The sequence below is a fragment of the Sulfurimonas sp. genome, assembly GCF_029027405.1.
Lineage (GTDB): Bacteria > Campylobacterota > Campylobacteria > Campylobacterales > Sulfurimonadaceae > Sulfurimonas.
Window position 1 is genome coordinate 2,183,551 of record NZ_CP093396.1, and the last position, 17,044, is coordinate 2,200,594.

Below are 17,044 nucleotides of genomic sequence, written 5' to 3' on the forward strand. Positions count from 1 at the left end.
TTTCCTATTTTTTATGTGACTTTATTAAATACTCAGTTACTGACAATGAAGCTTTATAATATTCATAACATTTTTTTTGCTCATCAGACACAGCTTTTGTAGCTTTAAATCCACCCTCTTTTGCCATTATAACACCTGCATCATTAAAACCACAATGCAAAGTATTATTATTAAATAAATTAGTTCCGATTGCAGTATACTCCTTATTATAAAGGGTTAAATTATAAAGTGTTGGGAAGATATCCTTATGTGATGAAGCTACGGTTGTATCAATTACCGCTTTAGGTATTAAAGCATCTGGTAAATAGATATAAAAAGGAACTCTTTTAGATTGAGTATAATAATCATCGTACTTCATTACACCTTCAACAGTATTATTATCAGCTGTAATTGCTACCACACTATTTTTAGACAAAGCTGAAGACTTTATTTTATCCAAAAACTCACCCGCACTATCAACCGCATAAGCATAATCTTTAAATCTTTTTTTAACTAGACTAAGGTTACCACTAATATGTTTTTTTAAATCTGCTGAAACCTCTAAAGAATTTGATTTATAATGAGATGGAATAGTGTATGGAGGGTGATTATTAGTTGTTAATACAAAAATAAATTGTGGCTCTGTAGCATCTTTTAAAATCTCATACACATACTGATAAAGATACTCATCAAATACGCCCCAATCATGAGAAATTGCACCTATATTTTTATCTAACGATTTTGCTATTGCCCCTTTCCCTACTATCTGATTAAAGCCCTGTCTTGACATAAAACTACCAATATTTCTCCAAAATAAATCTCCACCGTAAACAAAACTTGTCTTATAACCTGCATCTGCATAGACCTTTGCACTTGCTTGTGTGAAGTGCGTATTTAAATATGAACTCTGGGCAAAAGATGTTGAGTTTGGGCGAGCTGTTATGTTTAAAAGAAGTGGTTCTAGAGATACTATTGTGCCGTTTGAACTTGAAATAAAAGATGTAAATAAAATATCTTCTTCAAAATGTTTTTTAATTTTCCCCATAATATTAAAAGTATCACTTTGATAATCAAGCAGAGGCATACCGAAACTCTCAACCATAACAACAACTACATGGGGTAGCCTACCTTTTAAATGCTCAGCCTTAGATGTTTTTTGAACCAGATTATTTAAAAGATTTTCTCTATCAATTTCCTTAGTTTGTCTAAATACTTCAAAAGCTTTTGGCATATTACCTTTATAACCAGACATTTTAATAAGATTATAATTACCTGACTTACTTTTTGTATACTGATTATATGAATCAAAAATTGCAAAGCTAGGAGTTTGTGGAAGTTTATTTACAAGTTGATCCTTACTCACATCTGAAATGCTATAAGCGAGAGGAAATATACCTACTGACCCCCTACCTAAAAGAGCCACACTTATAATAAGAATAAGAAAAAAACTTAACTGTTTTAGCCAGCTTAATTTTAGTTCAAATCTTTTAGTAACTTTTATCATATTAAAGATTAAAAAATATAAAAAACTAAAAAAAACTACTAACAATAATGCAACTAGCACTACATTATAGTTGTTAAATGCTGTATGGATAAGAGCTTCAGTATCATCATCAAAAACACCAAAAATCATGAGCGTAGAATGTTCCCCAAAAAAAGAAAAATATGTTAAATCTATAAATGTAATAAAAGCCAAGAATGTCAAAAAAAATATAAAGTAGACTCTATAAAAAGTATATAAATGGTTTTGCAAGAATTTCATTCTCAATAACCATATAATAAATATTAGTAAAACTCCAACAAAATTGATATAGGCTAACATACTTGCATCTAATCTAAATCCTAGGAAAAAAGCATCAAAAAGCTCAAAATACGAATAACTGCCTGATATTGCATAATTTAAAAATAAGTATAGTCTCGACAAAGTCATAAGGAATAAAACAACTAAAGATAGTTTCAATATCGAATATAGTAAATTAATTAAAAAATTGAAATGTTGGTATTTTTCCATTTGGAATTATACTCTTTTTAATCATCTTTTTAGTAATATAAATAAATATTTAAACTCAAGGCTAATTGATGAAAAAACAAATATTAGTGACAGGTGGGGCAGGATTTGTTGGTAGTAATCTATGCGAACGCTTAGCACAAGATGGAAATAACGATGTATATTCTTTAGACAATTACTTTACAGGTTCTAAAAAAAATCATGTACCTAATGTTAAGTATATAGAAGGTTCTACTGTAGATATAGCCAAATTGATTACATTTACGCCAGACATGGTCTATCATCTTGGAGAGTATTCAAGAGTCGAGCAAAGCTTTGATGATATTGAAGAAGTTTGGAGGTTTAACAAAGATGGAATTTTCGCAGTTTTACAATTTGTCAGAAAACATGGATGCAAGATACTTTATGCTGGAAGTTCTACAAAATTTGGCGATGGAGGACTAGGGAGAAGTGCATCTCCGTATGCATGGACAAAAGCTTCAAACACTGAACTTGTTCAAAATTATGGAGCTTGGTTTAATGTTCCATATGCAATTACATATTTTTATAATGTTTACGGGAACAGAGAGATTCAAACTGGAAAATATGCAACACTTATAGCACTTTTCAAAGAGAAAATGAAAAACAATGAGCCACTTACAATAGTAAGTCCCGGTACTCAGAAAAGAAACTTTACTCATATAGATGACATCATAGACGGTTTGGTTTTAGTCGGTGAGAATGGTTACGGCGATGAATTTGGCATAGGAAGTCCTGAATCTTACAGCATTAAAGAGATTGCTGAGATGTATAATGGAAAAATAAAAATGCTACCTGAGAGAAAAGGTAACAGGATGACCGCAGATGTTATGATTTCTAAAACGCAAGCTCTTGGATGGAAACCAACTAGAACTATTAAACAATATATTGAAGCTTCAAGAGCTAATAATTGGAGATAATATGGAATTAACTACAAATAAATTAAAACGAATTGACTTTAATAAACTAACAAATATTTTTTTTATAGGTTTTGCATTTTCAATACCTATATCCAAAGCCCTAGTCAGTATCTTTATGGCACTTATGATTTTATCGTGGCTTGCTGAAGGAAAATTTCTTGATAAACTAAATATTATTAAGCATGATAAACTAAGCTTAACTTTCATGTTCCTAATAGGTTTTAGTTTTTTGTCTCTTTTATGGTCACCAGATATATTGTATGCTCTAGATTTTATTATTAGAAAATATTGGCATTATTTAACAATTCCTATTATACTTACCTCGCTTAAATTAGAATATATTAAATATATTTTAAATGCTTTTTTAACAAGTATGTTTATAAGTGAAATCATGTCATATGGCATATTTTTTGAAATATGGACATATAAAAATATTCTACCTACTGATCCATCACCCTTCATAAACCATATTGATTATAGTATTTTTTTAGCTTTTGCTTTAATGATAATACTGACTAAGTTATTTAAAAAGAATGAAATTAAATGGAAAATTTTTTATTTATTTTATTTTTTAACTGGCATATCAAATCTTTTTATAAATGGAGGGAGGACAGGTCAAATAGCATTTTTAATATCTATATTTATTATGGTTTTAATTTATTTTAAAACTTCCTTCAGGATAATATTAAGTTCAGTAATAGGTATAGCATTAACATTAACACTAGCATATAATTTTAGCCCTAATTTTAAAAATAGAATTTCTCAATTAGAAGTAGATATTATTAACATTAGTAACAACAATTTCTCTGGGTCTGTCGGTCAACGAGTTTCATTATGGATAATTGGTAGTAAAATTTTTATAGACAACCCTCTTTTGGGGAAAGGTATCGGCGGAGAGATGGAAGACACTAATGCATATTCAGAACTTCTTAATATCAACTATACAAAAAAGAGTGACTATCATAATACTTTTGTGCAATATGCTGTCCAACTTGGTATATTAGGATTGCTTGTTCCTATTTTTGTATTTTATATATTACTTACTCTTAAATTTAAAACAAAAGAATATAAATTGTTAACAGTATCTTTTAGTTTGTTATTCTTTATGCATTCCATGGGTGGTTTTTCTTTTCATATTATGAACCCTTTAGTTTTATTATGTACATTTGCGGCTCTATTTAATGCTATATCATATCAAGAAAGCTTAGGTCTTAATATTCCAGAAGAACAATAAAACTTATTCTTAAGCTTTTTATTATTCATAATTTTTAAATTATCAAGGTTATCCCTAACTCTATTCGCTCTAGGATGATTTAAGTGTAATAGATGTGCTGAGTATTTGACACTTTTGACACTTAAACCAAGCGCTTGCAACCTCCATTCTAAGTCTACATCATCTGCTAAAGTTGTATTTTTAGAGTAAGATTCATCAAAGCCGTTTATCATTAATAAATTTTTCTTATGTAGGGAAAAGTTACATCCAATTAATGCTGTTTTCGTTTTTAGTAATTTATTAAACTTCAACTTAAGTATAACTTTCATTCCACATTCCAAATGTCTAGCTCCATCCTTTTTCATTTTAAAATAGTTTTTAAAAAAATGCTTCTCTAATTCCTTCACATTTATTTTCTTAGATCTTAAGTAATGAGAATATTCATCTCCAAGATTTACTCTTCTGCCACATAATACATAATTATAATTAGCATTACCAATATGAGCTTCTACAAAGTTTGAATAAGGTAAACAATCTCCATCAAAAAAAATAATGTATTCACCTTCACAAAGCTTAACTGCGCCATTTAATGCTTTTGGTTTTTGATATCCATCATCTGCTTGTGAGTAATGTTTAATTTTTAATTTTAGATTATTATCTTTCAAATATTCTTTCACATCATCAGAATCATTATCTTCTGCTACAACAACTTCAAAATTTTTATATGTTTGAGATTCTAAAGCTTTTAGAATAAGTTCTAGGGCTTCTAAATCTTTATATGTTGGAATAATTACAGAGACTAACACCTAAGTTCCTCTTGAAATATTTTAGATAATTTCTCAAACTGCAACTTATTAGAAAACTTTTCATCACATTTTTTTTGTCCACCTTTTGCTATATCTGAGAGTAATTCTGAATTATTTATCAGTTTTTCTATTGACGAAGCCAAACTTTCATAATTTTTACTCTCAAAGAGTAAACCAGTTTTTTCATCATCTATTATCTCAATGACCCCACCACTGTTTGCACCAATAACAGCAGTACCAACTTGCATAGCCTCTATAAGAACAAGTCCAAAAGTCTCTTTCTTAGATGCAAGCACAACAGCATCACAAGCTTGATAAAAGTGGTGTGGATTTTTCATAAAGCCTAAAAAATGTATATTATTTTCAAGTGTTCTATCTTTAACATCTTTTTTTAACATCTCTAAGTAAGATTCTTCCATCGCATGTCCAACAAAGTATGCATTTACATTTAAACCTTGTTTTATTAAAATATCAACAGCTTTTATAAGCAGATGCTGTCCTTTTGCTTCATTTATGCGACCTACTAGTCCAAGATTAAAAATATTAGTATCAAAATTCAATTCTGATTTTAGTTTAGTGACTTCATCATCACTTAGAATTTCAGGTTTATCTGAACCCATATACAATACTTCAATCTTTGGTCGTATATCTTGGGGTATAAACTTCTCTAACTGCTCTTTTACCTGAAATGTTACAGGTAGCATCAGGTCCATGTTTTTATACATAAGTCTATGATAGAAATCATCTTTAAATCTAGTCATAGTCATATTTCTGGTTTGAGCAATTTTTGGTTTTTTATTAGAAAGCATTTTTGCCAAAACTACGAAAGGAATATCTTTTGTCCAATGCATATGAATAATTTCTACTTGTTCTGTATCTATAATATTTGCAAGTTTTTTAGCGGCACCAAACATAAAAAGATTAGATATTTTTTTTATTTTTATATATTTATCATTTTCATCGTAATACTGTTCTAACTTTGAATTTTCATTTATGACGCTTATAACATTAAAGTCACTGCCTAAAGCTTTTGCAGCTCTCAGCATATAAAGTTCAAGTCCACCTAAATCAGGAGACATACAAAGTTCTAAAATTATTGTTTTACTCATTTTCTTGTTTCTCCAACATCAAAGCATATTTCATATAAGAACTAAAAGCAGAGATTACAGCCACATTCCACCCATGTATTCCATGGAATGCTCCACCTTTTAATACTAGTGCTTTAAATAAAGCTCCTATTCCATGAACAAATGGGTCAAATACAGAAGCTCTTTTTCCATCTTCATATGATATTCTAGCTCCTCGTGTTATAAACTTATGTGTTGTTTTTATCATATGAGAATAATCTTCATAAGAGTAGTGAAGCATGGCAGCATCTAATGCTTTTATATTTTCACTCTCTACTTTTGCATGCCCACCTTCTGTAGAGTAACCACACAAATCTCGATTATAAAGTCTAGTTACACGATCAGGGTACCAAAGCTTTATAAAATTCTTACCTACAAATGTTTTTCTTGCAAATGAAAAAGCTTCATAAGAAGTTGATTCCAAATCAATATTTTTTATAGCTTCGATAGCATTAATATCTAATCTCTCATCAGCATCTATGCTTAAAATCCATTTGTTCTTAGTCAAAGGAGCACCAAAAGCTTTCTGTCCACCGTCACCAAGATACTTTTGCTTCACAACTTTAGCACCCATTGATTCTGCAATCTGACAAGTTTTATCTGAACTAAATGAATCAATGACTAAGACTTCATCACAAACTTCTTGAACTGATTTTATAACAATTTTAATGTTTTCTTCTTCATTAAGTGTTATAATATTGGCCGTAATATATTTTTTCATAAAATTCCTAAGTATATTCATGAATTCTATCCAAATATCAGTTATACATAACTAAAGGCTTTATCTTTGTCACATAAACATGAAATAAATACAAAATATAATTTTTTTTTAAATGACTTACTTGATATAAAAAAAATATTTTTAAGTTCTAATAACACTATTCATAAAGCTAGAAATGAACTTAAAATAGTCGAATTAGATAGTATAAAGTGTGTAATTAAATCATTTAAAATTCCGCATATTATAAATAGATTTGCTTACACATTTTTAAGAGATGGAAAAGCTAAAAAATCTTACCATAACGCAAGTAGACTAATAAAACTTGGGGTTAGTACTCCAGAGCCTATAGGAATAATAGAATTTTTCAATTATGGTCTTTTATCTAATAGTTATTTTATCTCATCTTATGAGCCATATGACTTTACCATTCGAGAAGTCTTCCATCATAAAGTAGATAATCACAAAGAAATTTTAAAACAGTTTGCTAAGTTTACCTATGAGATTCATAAAAAAGGTGTTTGGCATGTAGACTATTCTCTTGGAAATATATTAATAACTAAAATGGATAACATATATAAATTTTCACTTGTTGATATTAATAGAATGGAATTTAAATCTATTGAAGGCTATGAAGGTTTAAAAAACTTAAATAAATTTTGGGCAAAAGATAAAAACGACTTGATTCTTTTAGCAAAAGAGTATGCTATAGCTGCAAATCTAAATGAGGACAAAGCTATTGAAATAGCTTTAAATGAAGCAAAAATTTTAGAAATAAAAGTTAATTTTAAAAGAAAAATAAAGGGTAAACAATCATAAATAAATATAACACCAAAGGTAATTTATGAAAATACTAGTAACAGGCAGTGCTGGTTTTATAGGAATGTTTTTATCTAAGAAACTTCTTGAGAGAGGTGATATTGTAGTTGGTATCGACAATCTAAATGACTATTATGATGTAAACCTTAAACTTGGTCGTCTTAAAGAACTTGGTGTGGAGTTAGAGAATGAACATCTAGACAGTTCTAAAGAGTCAGTAAAATTTGAAAACTTCACATTCATAAAAGCCGATATTTCGGATAATGTTCACATAGATAAAATATTTAAAGAAAATAATTTTGATGCTGTTTGTAATTTAGCTGCACAAGCTGGGGTAAGGTATTCTATAGAAAATCCACATACTTATGTACAAAGTAATGTAGTTGGATTTTTAAATATTCTAGAGGGATGCAGAAACTATAATGTTAAAAACTTATGCTTTGCATCTAGTTCTTCTGTTTATGGACTAAATAAAACTCAACCATTTAAAACATCTGATTCTACTGATCATCCTGTTAGTTTATATGCAGCAACTAAAAAATCTAATGAATTGATGGGCCATACATATGCTCATCTATATGGTATACATACCACTGGGGTTAGATTTTTTACTGTTTATGGACCATGGGGAAGACCTGATATGGCTCCTATGCTTTTTACAGATGCCATATTAAACAATAGACCAATAAAAGTCTTTAATAATGGAAATATGAGCCGTGACTTTACCTATGTTGGGGATATCGTTAATGGTCTTGTTAAAATAATAGACAATCCAGCTTCATCATCCAACAGTTGGGATGCAAATAATCCAAGTCCAGACATATCATCTGCGAACTATAAGCTATATAATATTGGAAATAACAAACCCATTAAGCTTCTAGATTTTATTAAAACTATTGAAAAGCACTTAAAAAAAGAAGCAGATAAAGAGATGCTTCCAATGCAAGATGGTGATGTAGAATCGACATTTGCAGATGTTGATGATTTAATTTTAGACTTAAACTATCAACCATCAGTAAACTTAGATGAAGGTATTGAAGCATTCGTTAAGTGGTATAAAGAATTTTACAAAATGCAAGATAAATAATGAGAACAGCAGTTATAGTAAAAAGTCTTAAAATAGGTGGAATGGAAAGAGCAGCTATAAATCTAGCTGATACTTTTGCAAATGAAGGACATGAGAGTCATTTAATTTATTTCAAAGCTAAAGACAAATCTCTATCACCAAATAAATCTGTAAAAACACACCTATTTGAATTAGAAAAATTATTAAAACTCACAATTATAGGTGTTATTTTAAATTTAATCGCAAAATTACTAAACGGTATAATTAGACATAGTTATTTCGTATGGCAAGGTCTTTTACTATCACCAATATTCAATTATAAATTAAAACAACTAGAAAAAAAATATGGAAAATTTGATTTAATAATTATTCGTGGTCAAGGTACTTTCGAAATGATTTGGACATACAATAGTGATAAACTTGTAATACAACAAGTAAATATATTAAGGAAATACAAAACACCCTTAAATAATTTTTTTAGAAGACTTATTTTCTCTAATAAACAAATCATGTGTAATGCACCAAGTGTATTTAAAGAGTTGGAAGTTGACTTTAAAAACAGTAAAGTTAATTACAAAAATTTATATGTAATTCCAAGTCCAATAAATACTAAGTTGATTAAACAAAGGGCTCTTGAGTATGAACCAGATATTAATAGTAAATATATTATAAATATTGGTAGATTAGCACCAGTTAAAAATATTTCTTTACTAATAGATGCATTTGCTTATGCCAAGTATGATTTAGGACTAGATCATAAACTTGTAATAGTGGGTGATGGTAATCTTAAATCTACTTTAGAAAAACAAGTACAAAAACTTAATCTTTGTAATGATGTTTATTTTACTGGAGCACTAACAAATCCATATCCATGGTTAAAAAAAGCCGAGTTATTTGTTTTTACTTCACTTAATGAAGGACTTCCTAATGTATTATTAGAGTCTTTAGCATGTGAAACAAATATAGTTTCCACTAGAGGTAGAGGTGGCACACTTGATATTATGTCAGATGAATTATCAAAAAATCTAACTAGTTTTGAGAAAAAAGAAGTTGCAAAAAAAATAATAGAACTTTTAAATAGCACTAATAATGTTGATTACACTAAACAATTAGAGAGATACACACCCTCCGAAATTGTAAAGAACTATATCAAGGCTTACTTGTAATTTCAACTATTAAGTAAACCTTTTACCTTTTCAAACAACTCGTCTCTTTTAAATCTATCAGATGGTATCTCAAAATTTTGCTGAAGTTTTTCATCTCCAATACTTTTCCATCTAGCAGAACTTGCAAAAAGTGAATCAGCAAAAAATGTCATAGTTGGGGTTCCAAGCATAGATGCCAAGTGATAAGTTCCAGTTGATGTGGATATAAAAAGCTTAAACTTACTTATGAGTTTTGCAAAATAGAGTATGCTTTCTTGAGAGTAGTAATATATTATATTATATTGCATTAGTCTATCTTGCATCTCTTTATAAAGATCTAATTCATCTGGTCCAAAAGTTAAAACTACTTGATACTTATTAGCATCAAGCACTTCTTTTATTAATACTTCATATTCATCTAAATTCCAGTTAGCATCTGAAGACCCACCAAATCCTAGATGAAAAGCTATGATTTCTCTATTAACCCCATGATTTAAACAAAATATATCATAGACTTGAGTAGAATCATCAAAACTTAAAAGTGGTTTTGGATAGTTAAATTTTATATCTTTAAATAACTCTGTTGTTAGCTCAAGATTGTACTCAAACTCAGCCATCTTAACTTCACTTCTTCTCTGCTTTACTCTATGTGTATAAAAAATTTGTGCAATTTTTGTAGCTGGAGCGATTCGTTTTGAAATTCGTGCTAAAAATTGAGCAATAGCAATTCGTGTATTGGAAAAAAGAGTTATAGAAGCGTCTATCTTTTTCTCTTTAATTTTTTTTGCAAGAGAAAAAATAGAACTATTTTCATCATCTATAATAACCTCATCTATAAAGCTACAAGACTCAGCTAAAGTTTTATTTAGTGGTACCACACAAGCTATAATCCTGTTATTAGGATTATGATGCTTTAGAACATACATTGTTGGAAGTGCAGTTATAAAATCACCTAGCTTATCTGTGCGACATACAAGAATATTCAACTTTTAGTTTGCTCCAATTTGGAAATACTCAAAACCATATTCATTCATTTTCTCTTTTTCAAACTGATTTCTTCCATCAAAGAAAATAGAATTTTTCATAAGTTTTTTCATTTCATCAAAATCAGGAGCACGAAATTCTTTCCATTCTGTAACAAGGACAACAGCATCTACACCTTTTAAAGCATCATATTTACTATCAACATAAGAAACTTTATCGTTACCTTTTAAGTAATGACTCTCTGCTTCATGTCTAGCTTTAGGGTCATAAGCTAAAATTTTAGCACCTTTTTTCGTTAACTCATTTATAATCGTAATAGAACTAGCTTCTCTCATATCATCAGTTTCAGGTTTAAAACTAAGTCCCCAGATTGCAAAAGTTTTTCCATCTAGATTTTCACCAAACCTTGCAATTACTTTGTTGCTCATTACATATTTTTGATCATAATTAACTGCTTCAACAGCATCTAAAATTCTTGGACTATATCCAAAATCTTTTGCTGTTTTTGCTAGGGCCTGAACATCTTTAGGAAAACAACTACCACCATAACCACAACCTGGATATATAAAACTATATCCTATACGACTATCACTTCCGATGCCGTTTCTTACTTTATTTATATCTGCTCCAACTCTCTCACAAATCTGACTCATCTCATTCATAAAAGATATTTTAGTAGCAAGCATTGAGTTTGCTGCATATTTTGTCATCTCTGCACTTTTAATATCCATGCCGATAAATCTATCATGGTGCTTCATAAATGGAGAATATAACTCTCTCATAATATCCATTGCTTTTTTGCTGTCAGCTCCAATTACAACGCGGTCAGGATGCAAAAAGTCTTGGATTGCTGCGCCTTCTTTTAAGAACTCTGGGTTTGATACAATATCAAATTTTATATCAGCACCTCGTTTATCAAGTTCAGCTTGAATAGTAGCTCTAACCTTATCTGCAGTTCCAACCGGTACAGTAGACTTATCTACAACAACCATATAGTTTTTCATCGACTGCCCAATAACTTTTGCAACAGATAAAACATACTGTAAATCTGCACTTCCATCTTCACCCATTGGAGTACCAACAGCTATAAAAGATATCGAAGAATTCTCGATTGCTTCTTGTGCTTTAGTTGTAAAAAAAAGTGTATTTATTTTATAATTTTCTAAGGTCATATCTTCTAAACCAGGTTCATAAATAGGAATAATTCCCTTTTTTAAGTCTTCTATCTTCTTTTCATCTATATCTATACAAGTCACGCTGTTACCCATTTGGGCAAAACAAACTCCAGCAACTAAACCTACATAACCTGTTCCAATGACTGATATTTTCATTAAATAATTCCTCAAAAAAATAATTAAACGATTTTACCTTAAAAAGGATATAATTCGCCTTATGAAAGAACCATTTAAATGGGATAATTATTCCGACCAACCAGCACAACTAAAAGATAAAAACTTTAAAAATAATATGAGAAAGAAAGAGTCTTCTTCAATTTTAAAAACAATCTTTACTGGCCTTATCATTTTGCCTGTTTCACTTGTCCTGATGCCTTTTGTCAAAAGAAAAGAAGTTGATTCTAAAAACTTTTTCTCTCTTGGAGTTGATTATAAAAGAGAAGAGGCACTTACTCTTGAACTATTAGAAGAACTAAATGTAAAAAGAATACTAATTCGTTTTAAACTTTGGGAAATTGATGAACTTAAAAATCTAAAAACATTTATACTAAAAAATAAAAATAGGAAAATAACACTTAAAATACTTCAAGACAGAGAACATGTTGAAAACTTAGAACTCTTAGAAAGAGATTTAAAGACTATCTTTACAAGTTTAAATGGACTAATAGATATTTATGAAATTGGTTCAACTATCAACAGAGCTAAATGGGGATTTTTTTCTGTTGATGAATATAACAAATTTTATAGTGTTGCTTATAATTTAAAAATGACCAAATTTAAGAACATAACCTTGATAGGAAGTGGTGTCATTGATTTTGAATATCATTTTACAGCTCACACTTTATTTAATTTTTTCAAATACAAATATGATGGTATTGCATCTTTGTTGTATGTAGATAGACGAGGTGCTCCTGAAAACATGCAGATGGGTTTTGCTCTTTCAGATAAAATCGCACTTTTAAGCACTATGATTTGGCTTAGTCCAAAAAGTAAGAATGTACTACATATTACAGAAACAAATTGGCCAATTAGCAAAACTGCTCCTTATGCTCCTACAAGTGAGCATGAGTGTGTAAGTGAAGAGTTATATGAAGATTTTATGCTTAGATATTACTTTTTATCTCTTGCTTCTCAACAAGTAGATTCTGTATCTTGGCATCAACTAATTGCTAGAGGTTATGGACTGGTGGATAATATTGACACTATTAAAAAGCGTTCAGCATTTTATGCATATAAATTCATGTTACAAACTTTACAAGAAGCACAATTTTTAAGACTTGATATAAAAAGAGGCTACTATATTTTACAGTTTTTAGTAAATGACAAACTTCTACAAATTCACTGGTCACTAAAACCAACAACATTAAAAAATGAAGACTTTTTTAATGTTTACTCAAGTATAGGAAAGTCCATAAAAGATGAGACTCTACAAATTGGATCATCTCCTTTATATATCTACATAAAAGACGGGGTATAATTTCATTCATGAATAAAAAATATTTAAATGTCAGCATCTATATCTGGATTTCTTTTTTAATCTCAGCATTAATTTTTATCTTTTTTCCACAAATTGACTTATTTATTGCATCTATGTTTTATGACGGTAAGTCATTTTTCATGAATGGAACTTTTTTTGAAGAGTTGTTTTACTATTCTGTTAAACCTATCATTATATTTTTCGTTTTAACTACTATTGGTATTTTCTCCTATAATCATTTTAAGAAAAAAAATATTTTAAATATTAATTCTAAAGTTCTTTTATATATTGTATTGTTTTTAACTATTGCTCCTGTTCTTATAGTAAATACTACGCTAAAAGAAAATTGGGGTAGAGCGAGACCAGCACAAACTATTAACTTTGGAGGACAAAAAGAATTTACTCCTGCTTTTATTATGAGTGATCAAAACGGATACTCTTTTTCATCAGGTCATTCTGCTGCAGCATTTAGTTTAATTGGTTTCGCTCTTCTTGCACACAAGAGAAGAAAAATGTGGATTAATATAGCTATTAGTTATGGTGTTTTTGTAAGCATCGCGAGGATGTCGGCAGGTGGACACTTTTTCAGTGATGTTGTAACTTCTTTTTTTATAGTTTATATCTCAACTCATATTATTTATAAATTAGTTTTTAAAGAGGATTCTGTAATTGAATAAAAATCAATTTACTCAAATACTATCTCTCTTAGTATTTAGTTTTGTAGTTTTAATGGCTATACGACTTACCCTTTATAACTTTTATATAGATGATTTTAGTGACCTTTCAACAAGTGAATTTTTCGCTTCACTTTTAATGGGTTTTCGAGTAGATATGATTACAATTTTTACTTTTTCTTCTATATTTATTTTAATACTTCTATTTATAAAAAACTCCAAATTACGATCAAAAATTGCACTACTGTGGGCTTTTATATTAAACACTATTTTTGTTATCAGCTTTAGTGATGTTTTATATTATGACTATATTCATAGACATATTTCAAATGAAATTTTTAATCTCGCTGATGATACAGATATTATTGTCGGTATGGCATTTGGTTCTATGTTGCACTATACATTAGGGGCAACTCTTATAAGCATCTTATTCTTATATTTAGTATTTAAACTATTTTCAGTAAAGTTAACTAGTTTTATTTCTGGAAAATATCTTCTTATATTAACTGTATTATCTATATTAGTTCTATTTATTGGTATAAGAAATAACTTTGGTGGAAAAAGTTTTGGAAGCAGTGACGCATATGCTGTAAATAAAGTGAGTAGTGGTAACTTAGCCTTAAATGGTTTTTTTACAATTTATAGAACTGCGAAAAAAACCATAAAACATGACCTTATTGATTATCATGAAGCTATTGAAGTTACACAAGAATTATTAAAAACACCAAATGCTCCATTTATTGATAAACAATACCCTTTAATGAGACAATATTCATTTAAAAATAAAGAAAAATATAATGTTGTAATAGTCCTTTTAGAATCTTTTGGAGCTGAACATATAGATGGATTTACATATTATAAAGAATTAAATGTTACTCCTTACTTTAAAAAACTAAGTAATGAAGGTTTGAAATTTACCTCTTTTTACTCAAATGGTTATCGCTCTATATTTGGAATCACTTCAATGTTTACAGGAGTTACTATACCAGCAGGAGCACAATACTTAGGAAAAGGTTTAGAACTATCAAACTTAAGTTACATAGGTGGGGTAGCAAAAGAAAATGGCTATTCTACTATCTCTATGCAAGCAGGAAATAGACGCTCTTACCGAGTAGATGCTGTTAGTGCTTTAGCTGGATTTGATGAGTATTACGGTGCACAGGACATGCCAAATGTTGAAGAAGTTGATGAAGGAAGAAAACCCCTAACTGGAACATATGATTTTAATATGCTTGATTTTTACCATAAAAAACTAAACACAATGAAAGAACCATTTTTAGGTTTCGCTTTTACATCTTCAACTCACTCAGATTTTCATTTACCAAGTAAAAAGTTTGAAAGATATCCACATGATTTAAAAAATTACAATGGCTCTTTAAATGCTTTTATATACGCTGATGATTCCATTCGTCGTTTTATGGAAGGTGTTAAAAATGAGCCTTGGTTTGATAGAACAATTTTTATATTCACATCAGATCATGGAAGTGGAAATGCTTTAAATCCTATCGCAAGAAAATATCGACCTAATGATAAAGCTCTTGCATCTATTGAGCATTTTAGGATTCCTCTTATCATATACGCCCCTAAGATTTTTAAAGTAAAAGAGATTAAAATATTAGGTTCGCATAATGATATATTTCCCACAATTGTTGATATGCTAGGTTTTAAAGCTAATATAACTACTATGGGAAGCTCACTATTTGATGAAAATATAGGTAAAAGATTCGTTTATTTTTTTGCAGGAAATCTCATTGGACTCATAACAGATGAAGGATATATAAAATACAATTTTAAAAATATAGTAGAAACATCCTCAAATGATACGCAAACAAAAAAGATGAAAAAACTTCTCTTTAGCATAGATACTACTGAGGCACAACTACTAGAAAAAAATAGGTGGACAAAATGATATCTTGCAAGATATTGGTAATATTACCAAATTGGTTAGGAGATGCTATTATGGCAACTCCTGCTATCGAACTTCTAAGTAAGTATTATCACAATGTTGAGTTCACATTTGTTGGAAGTTATGCTAGCATCCAAGCACTTAAACATCATCCACTCTGCAAAAGAGCAATAGTAGATAAAACCAAAGACTCTGGAAATAGATATATAAACACATATAAACTTGCGCATGAATTAGGGGAGTTTAATCTTGCTGTAACTTTTAGGAATCAGCTTCATTCATCTTTGCTTTTAAGATTTACATCAACCGTTATCTGCATTGCTAAAGAGTCATGGCATTCAAGATTTTTACTTTCACATACTCCAAAGATCAGCACCAAACAACATCTAGTAAAACAATATTCTCAGCTTGCCATGATTGATACAGATGCCTATGATGAAAATATATCTAAGTTAAAACTATATATACAACCAGTAAAGTTTGAGAAACCAACTCTTGGCATAAATGCCGGTGCAACTTATGGCAGTGCAAAACGATGGTATCCTGAACGATTTGCTCAAGTAGCAAAAGATTTTTCTCATCTTTATAATATTATTATTTTTGGTGGACCTAATGAAATAGAGATGGCTTTTGAGATAGAATCAAATTTAAAAAATTTAGATGTTGATAACTATATTAACCTTGCTGGAAAAACAACTATTAAAGAACTATGTGCAAACATAGGTGGGTGCTCACTATTTATTACAAATGATAGTGGACCTATGCATATTGCTGCTGCTTATAGAGTTCCAACAGTTTCAATTTTTGGGCCAACAAGATATAAAGAAACTTCACAATGGATGAATGATAAAAGCAATATTGTAAGACATGAAATGGCTTGTTCACCATGCATGAAACGAGAGTGTCCGCTAGAGCATCATGAGTGTATGAAAAGTATTACAGCTTCTGAAGTCACAGAAGCTGTAAATCTGGCACTAAATACCGATACCCTCGTGGTTAAAGCCTAAGT

Annotated in this window: 15 protein-coding genes; 9 read left to right on the forward strand and 6 right to left on the reverse strand. The window is 29.6% G+C overall.

Going from position 1 to position 17,044, the window contains the following annotated elements; translation table 11 throughout:
* Nucleotides 1-4 precede the first annotated feature (4 nt).
* Nucleotides 5-1,612 (reverse strand): LTA synthase family protein, encoded by a 1,608-nt coding sequence (locus MOV42_RS10575; protein ID WP_324171148.1) that lies wholly within the window; start codon nucleotides 1,610-1,612, stop codon nucleotides 5-7.
* A gap of 446 nt (nucleotides 1,613-2,058) precedes the next feature.
* Here MOV42_RS10575 and MOV42_RS10580 point away from each other — a divergent pair, with 446 nt between their 5' ends.
* Complete coding sequence (locus MOV42_RS10580; protein ID WP_324171149.1) at nucleotides 2,059-2,925, forward strand: NAD-dependent epimerase/dehydratase family protein; 867 nt, start codon at nucleotides 2,059-2,061, stop codon at nucleotides 2,923-2,925.
* A gap of 1 nt (nucleotide 2,926) precedes the next feature.
* The gene (locus MOV42_RS10585; protein WP_324171150.1) at nucleotides 2,927-4,159 is read left to right on the forward strand and encodes an O-antigen ligase family protein; all 1,233 of its coding nucleotides are present in this window, start codon (nucleotides 2,927-2,929) and stop codon (nucleotides 4,157-4,159) included.
* On the opposite strand, the gene MOV42_RS10590 is transcribed toward MOV42_RS10585, so the two are convergent.
* The 3 genes from MOV42_RS10590 to MOV42_RS10600 are packed head-to-tail and all read right to left on the reverse strand — an operon-like array spanning nucleotide 4,120 to nucleotide 6,792.
* Nucleotides 4,120-4,944, reverse strand: a complete 825-nt coding sequence (locus MOV42_RS10590) for a glycosyltransferase (protein ID WP_324171151.1) — start codon at nucleotides 4,942-4,944, stop codon at nucleotides 4,120-4,122. The two genes, MOV42_RS10585 and MOV42_RS10590, sit on opposite strands and share 40 nt — an antisense overlap.
* Nucleotides 4,938-6,053 carry a glycosyltransferase family 4 protein gene (locus MOV42_RS10595; RefSeq protein ID WP_324171152.1) on the reverse strand — a complete coding sequence of 372 codons (1,116 nt, stop codon included), beginning with the start codon at nucleotides 6,051-6,053 and terminating at the stop codon, nucleotides 4,938-4,940. Before MOV42_RS10595 ends, MOV42_RS10590 begins: the two co-directional genes overlap by 7 nt.
* Complete coding sequence (locus tag MOV42_RS10600; RefSeq protein ID WP_324171153.1) at nucleotides 6,046-6,792, reverse strand: glycosyltransferase family 2 protein; 747 nt, start codon at nucleotides 6,790-6,792, stop codon at nucleotides 6,046-6,048. The genes MOV42_RS10595 and MOV42_RS10600 overlap by 8 nt, the downstream gene beginning before the upstream one ends.
* Before the next feature lie 66 nt (nucleotides 6,793-6,858).
* Here MOV42_RS10600 and MOV42_RS10605 point away from each other — a divergent pair, with 66 nt between their 5' ends.
* From MOV42_RS10605 to MOV42_RS10615, 3 genes are read left to right on the forward strand one after another with little or no spacing between them, the layout of a single operon-like run.
* Nucleotides 6,859-7,608 carry a hypothetical protein gene (locus MOV42_RS10605; protein WP_324171154.1) on the forward strand — a complete coding sequence of 250 codons (750 nt, stop codon included), beginning with the start codon at nucleotides 6,859-6,861 and terminating at the stop codon, nucleotides 7,606-7,608.
* Nucleotides 7,609-7,633: 25 nt separating this feature from the next.
* Entirely contained in the window at nucleotides 7,634-8,695 is a 1,062-nt protein-coding gene (locus MOV42_RS10610) for an NAD-dependent epimerase (protein WP_324171155.1), read from the forward strand.
* Complete coding sequence (locus MOV42_RS10615) at nucleotides 8,695-9,840, forward strand: glycosyltransferase (protein WP_324171156.1); 1,146 nt, start codon at nucleotides 8,695-8,697, stop codon at nucleotides 9,838-9,840. The genes MOV42_RS10610 and MOV42_RS10615 overlap by 1 nt, the downstream gene beginning before the upstream one ends.
* A gap of 2 nt (nucleotides 9,841-9,842) precedes the next feature.
* On the opposite strand, the gene MOV42_RS10620 is transcribed toward MOV42_RS10615, so the two are convergent.
* Both MOV42_RS10620 and MOV42_RS10625 read right to left on the reverse strand, forming a co-directional pair.
* Nucleotides 9,843-10,805 carry a glycosyltransferase family 9 protein gene (locus tag MOV42_RS10620; RefSeq protein WP_324171157.1) on the reverse strand — a complete coding sequence of 321 codons (963 nt, stop codon included), beginning with the start codon at nucleotides 10,803-10,805 and terminating at the stop codon, nucleotides 9,843-9,845.
* 3 nt (nucleotides 10,806-10,808) lie between these two features.
* The gene (locus tag MOV42_RS10625; protein ID WP_324171158.1) at nucleotides 10,809-12,134 is read right to left on the reverse strand and encodes a UDP-glucose/GDP-mannose dehydrogenase family protein; all 1,326 of its coding nucleotides are present in this window, start codon (nucleotides 12,132-12,134) and stop codon (nucleotides 10,809-10,811) included.
* Nucleotides 12,135-12,195: 61 nt separating this feature from the next.
* On the opposite strand from MOV42_RS10625, the gene MOV42_RS10630 reads away from it, so the two are divergent.
* From MOV42_RS10630 to waaF, 4 genes are read left to right on the forward strand one after another with little or no spacing between them, the layout of a single operon-like run.
* Nucleotides 12,196-13,455: a glycosyl hydrolase gene (locus MOV42_RS10630; RefSeq protein ID WP_324171159.1), complete on the forward strand. Its 1,260-nt coding sequence runs from the start codon at nucleotides 12,196-12,198 to the stop codon at nucleotides 13,453-13,455.
* A gap of 8 nt (nucleotides 13,456-13,463) precedes the next feature.
* The gene (locus tag MOV42_RS10635) at nucleotides 13,464-14,132 is read left to right on the forward strand and encodes a phosphatase PAP2 family protein (RefSeq protein ID WP_324171160.1); all 669 of its coding nucleotides are present in this window, start codon (nucleotides 13,464-13,466) and stop codon (nucleotides 14,130-14,132) included.
* Nucleotides 14,125-16,038, forward strand: coding sequence for an LTA synthase family protein (locus MOV42_RS10640; RefSeq protein ID WP_324171161.1), 1,914 nt, complete (start codon nucleotides 14,125-14,127; stop codon nucleotides 16,036-16,038). Before MOV42_RS10635 ends, MOV42_RS10640 begins: the two co-directional genes overlap by 8 nt.
* Entirely contained in the window at nucleotides 16,035-17,042 is a 1,008-nt protein-coding gene (gene waaF / locus MOV42_RS10645) for a lipopolysaccharide heptosyltransferase II (protein ID WP_324173023.1), read from the forward strand. The genes MOV42_RS10640 and waaF overlap by 4 nt, the downstream gene beginning before the upstream one ends.
* The last annotated feature ends 2 nt before the right edge of the window (nucleotides 17,043-17,044 follow it).

Bases quoted from the DNA above. Each gene is read 5' to 3' on its own strand.
- MOV42_RS10575 (WP_324171148.1), bottom strand. From the start codon at position 1,612: ATGATTTTTGGTGTTTTTGATGATGATACTGAAGCTCTTATCCATACA.
- MOV42_RS10580 (WP_324171149.1), top strand. From the start codon at position 2,059: ATGAAAAAACAAATATTAGTGACAGGTGGGGCAGGATTTGTTGGTAGT.
- MOV42_RS10585 (WP_324171150.1), top strand. From the start codon at position 2,927: ATGGAATTAACTACAAATAAATTAAAACGAATTGACTTTAATAAACTA.
- MOV42_RS10595 (WP_324171152.1), bottom strand. From the start codon at position 6,053: ATGAGTAAAACAATAATTTTAGAACTTTGTATGTCTCCTGATTTAGGT.
- MOV42_RS10600 (WP_324171153.1), bottom strand. From the start codon at position 6,792: ATGAAAAAATATATTACGGCCAATATTATAACACTTAATGAAGAAGAA.
- MOV42_RS10610 (WP_324171155.1), top strand. From the start codon at position 7,634: ATGAAAATACTAGTAACAGGCAGTGCTGGTTTTATAGGAATGTTTTTA.
- MOV42_RS10615 (WP_324171156.1), top strand. From the start codon at position 8,695: ATGAGAACAGCAGTTATAGTAAAAAGTCTTAAAATAGGTGGAATGGAA.
- MOV42_RS10625 (WP_324171158.1), bottom strand. From the start codon at position 12,134: ATGAAAATATCAGTCATTGGAACAGGTTATGTAGGTTTAGTTGCTGGA.
- MOV42_RS10630 (WP_324171159.1), top strand. From the start codon at position 12,196: ATGAAAGAACCATTTAAATGGGATAATTATTCCGACCAACCAGCACAA.
- MOV42_RS10635 (WP_324171160.1), top strand. From the start codon at position 13,464: ATGAATAAAAAATATTTAAATGTCAGCATCTATATCTGGATTTCTTTT.
- waaF (WP_324173023.1), top strand. From the start codon at position 16,035: ATGATATCTTGCAAGATATTGGTAATATTACCAAATTGGTTAGGAGAT.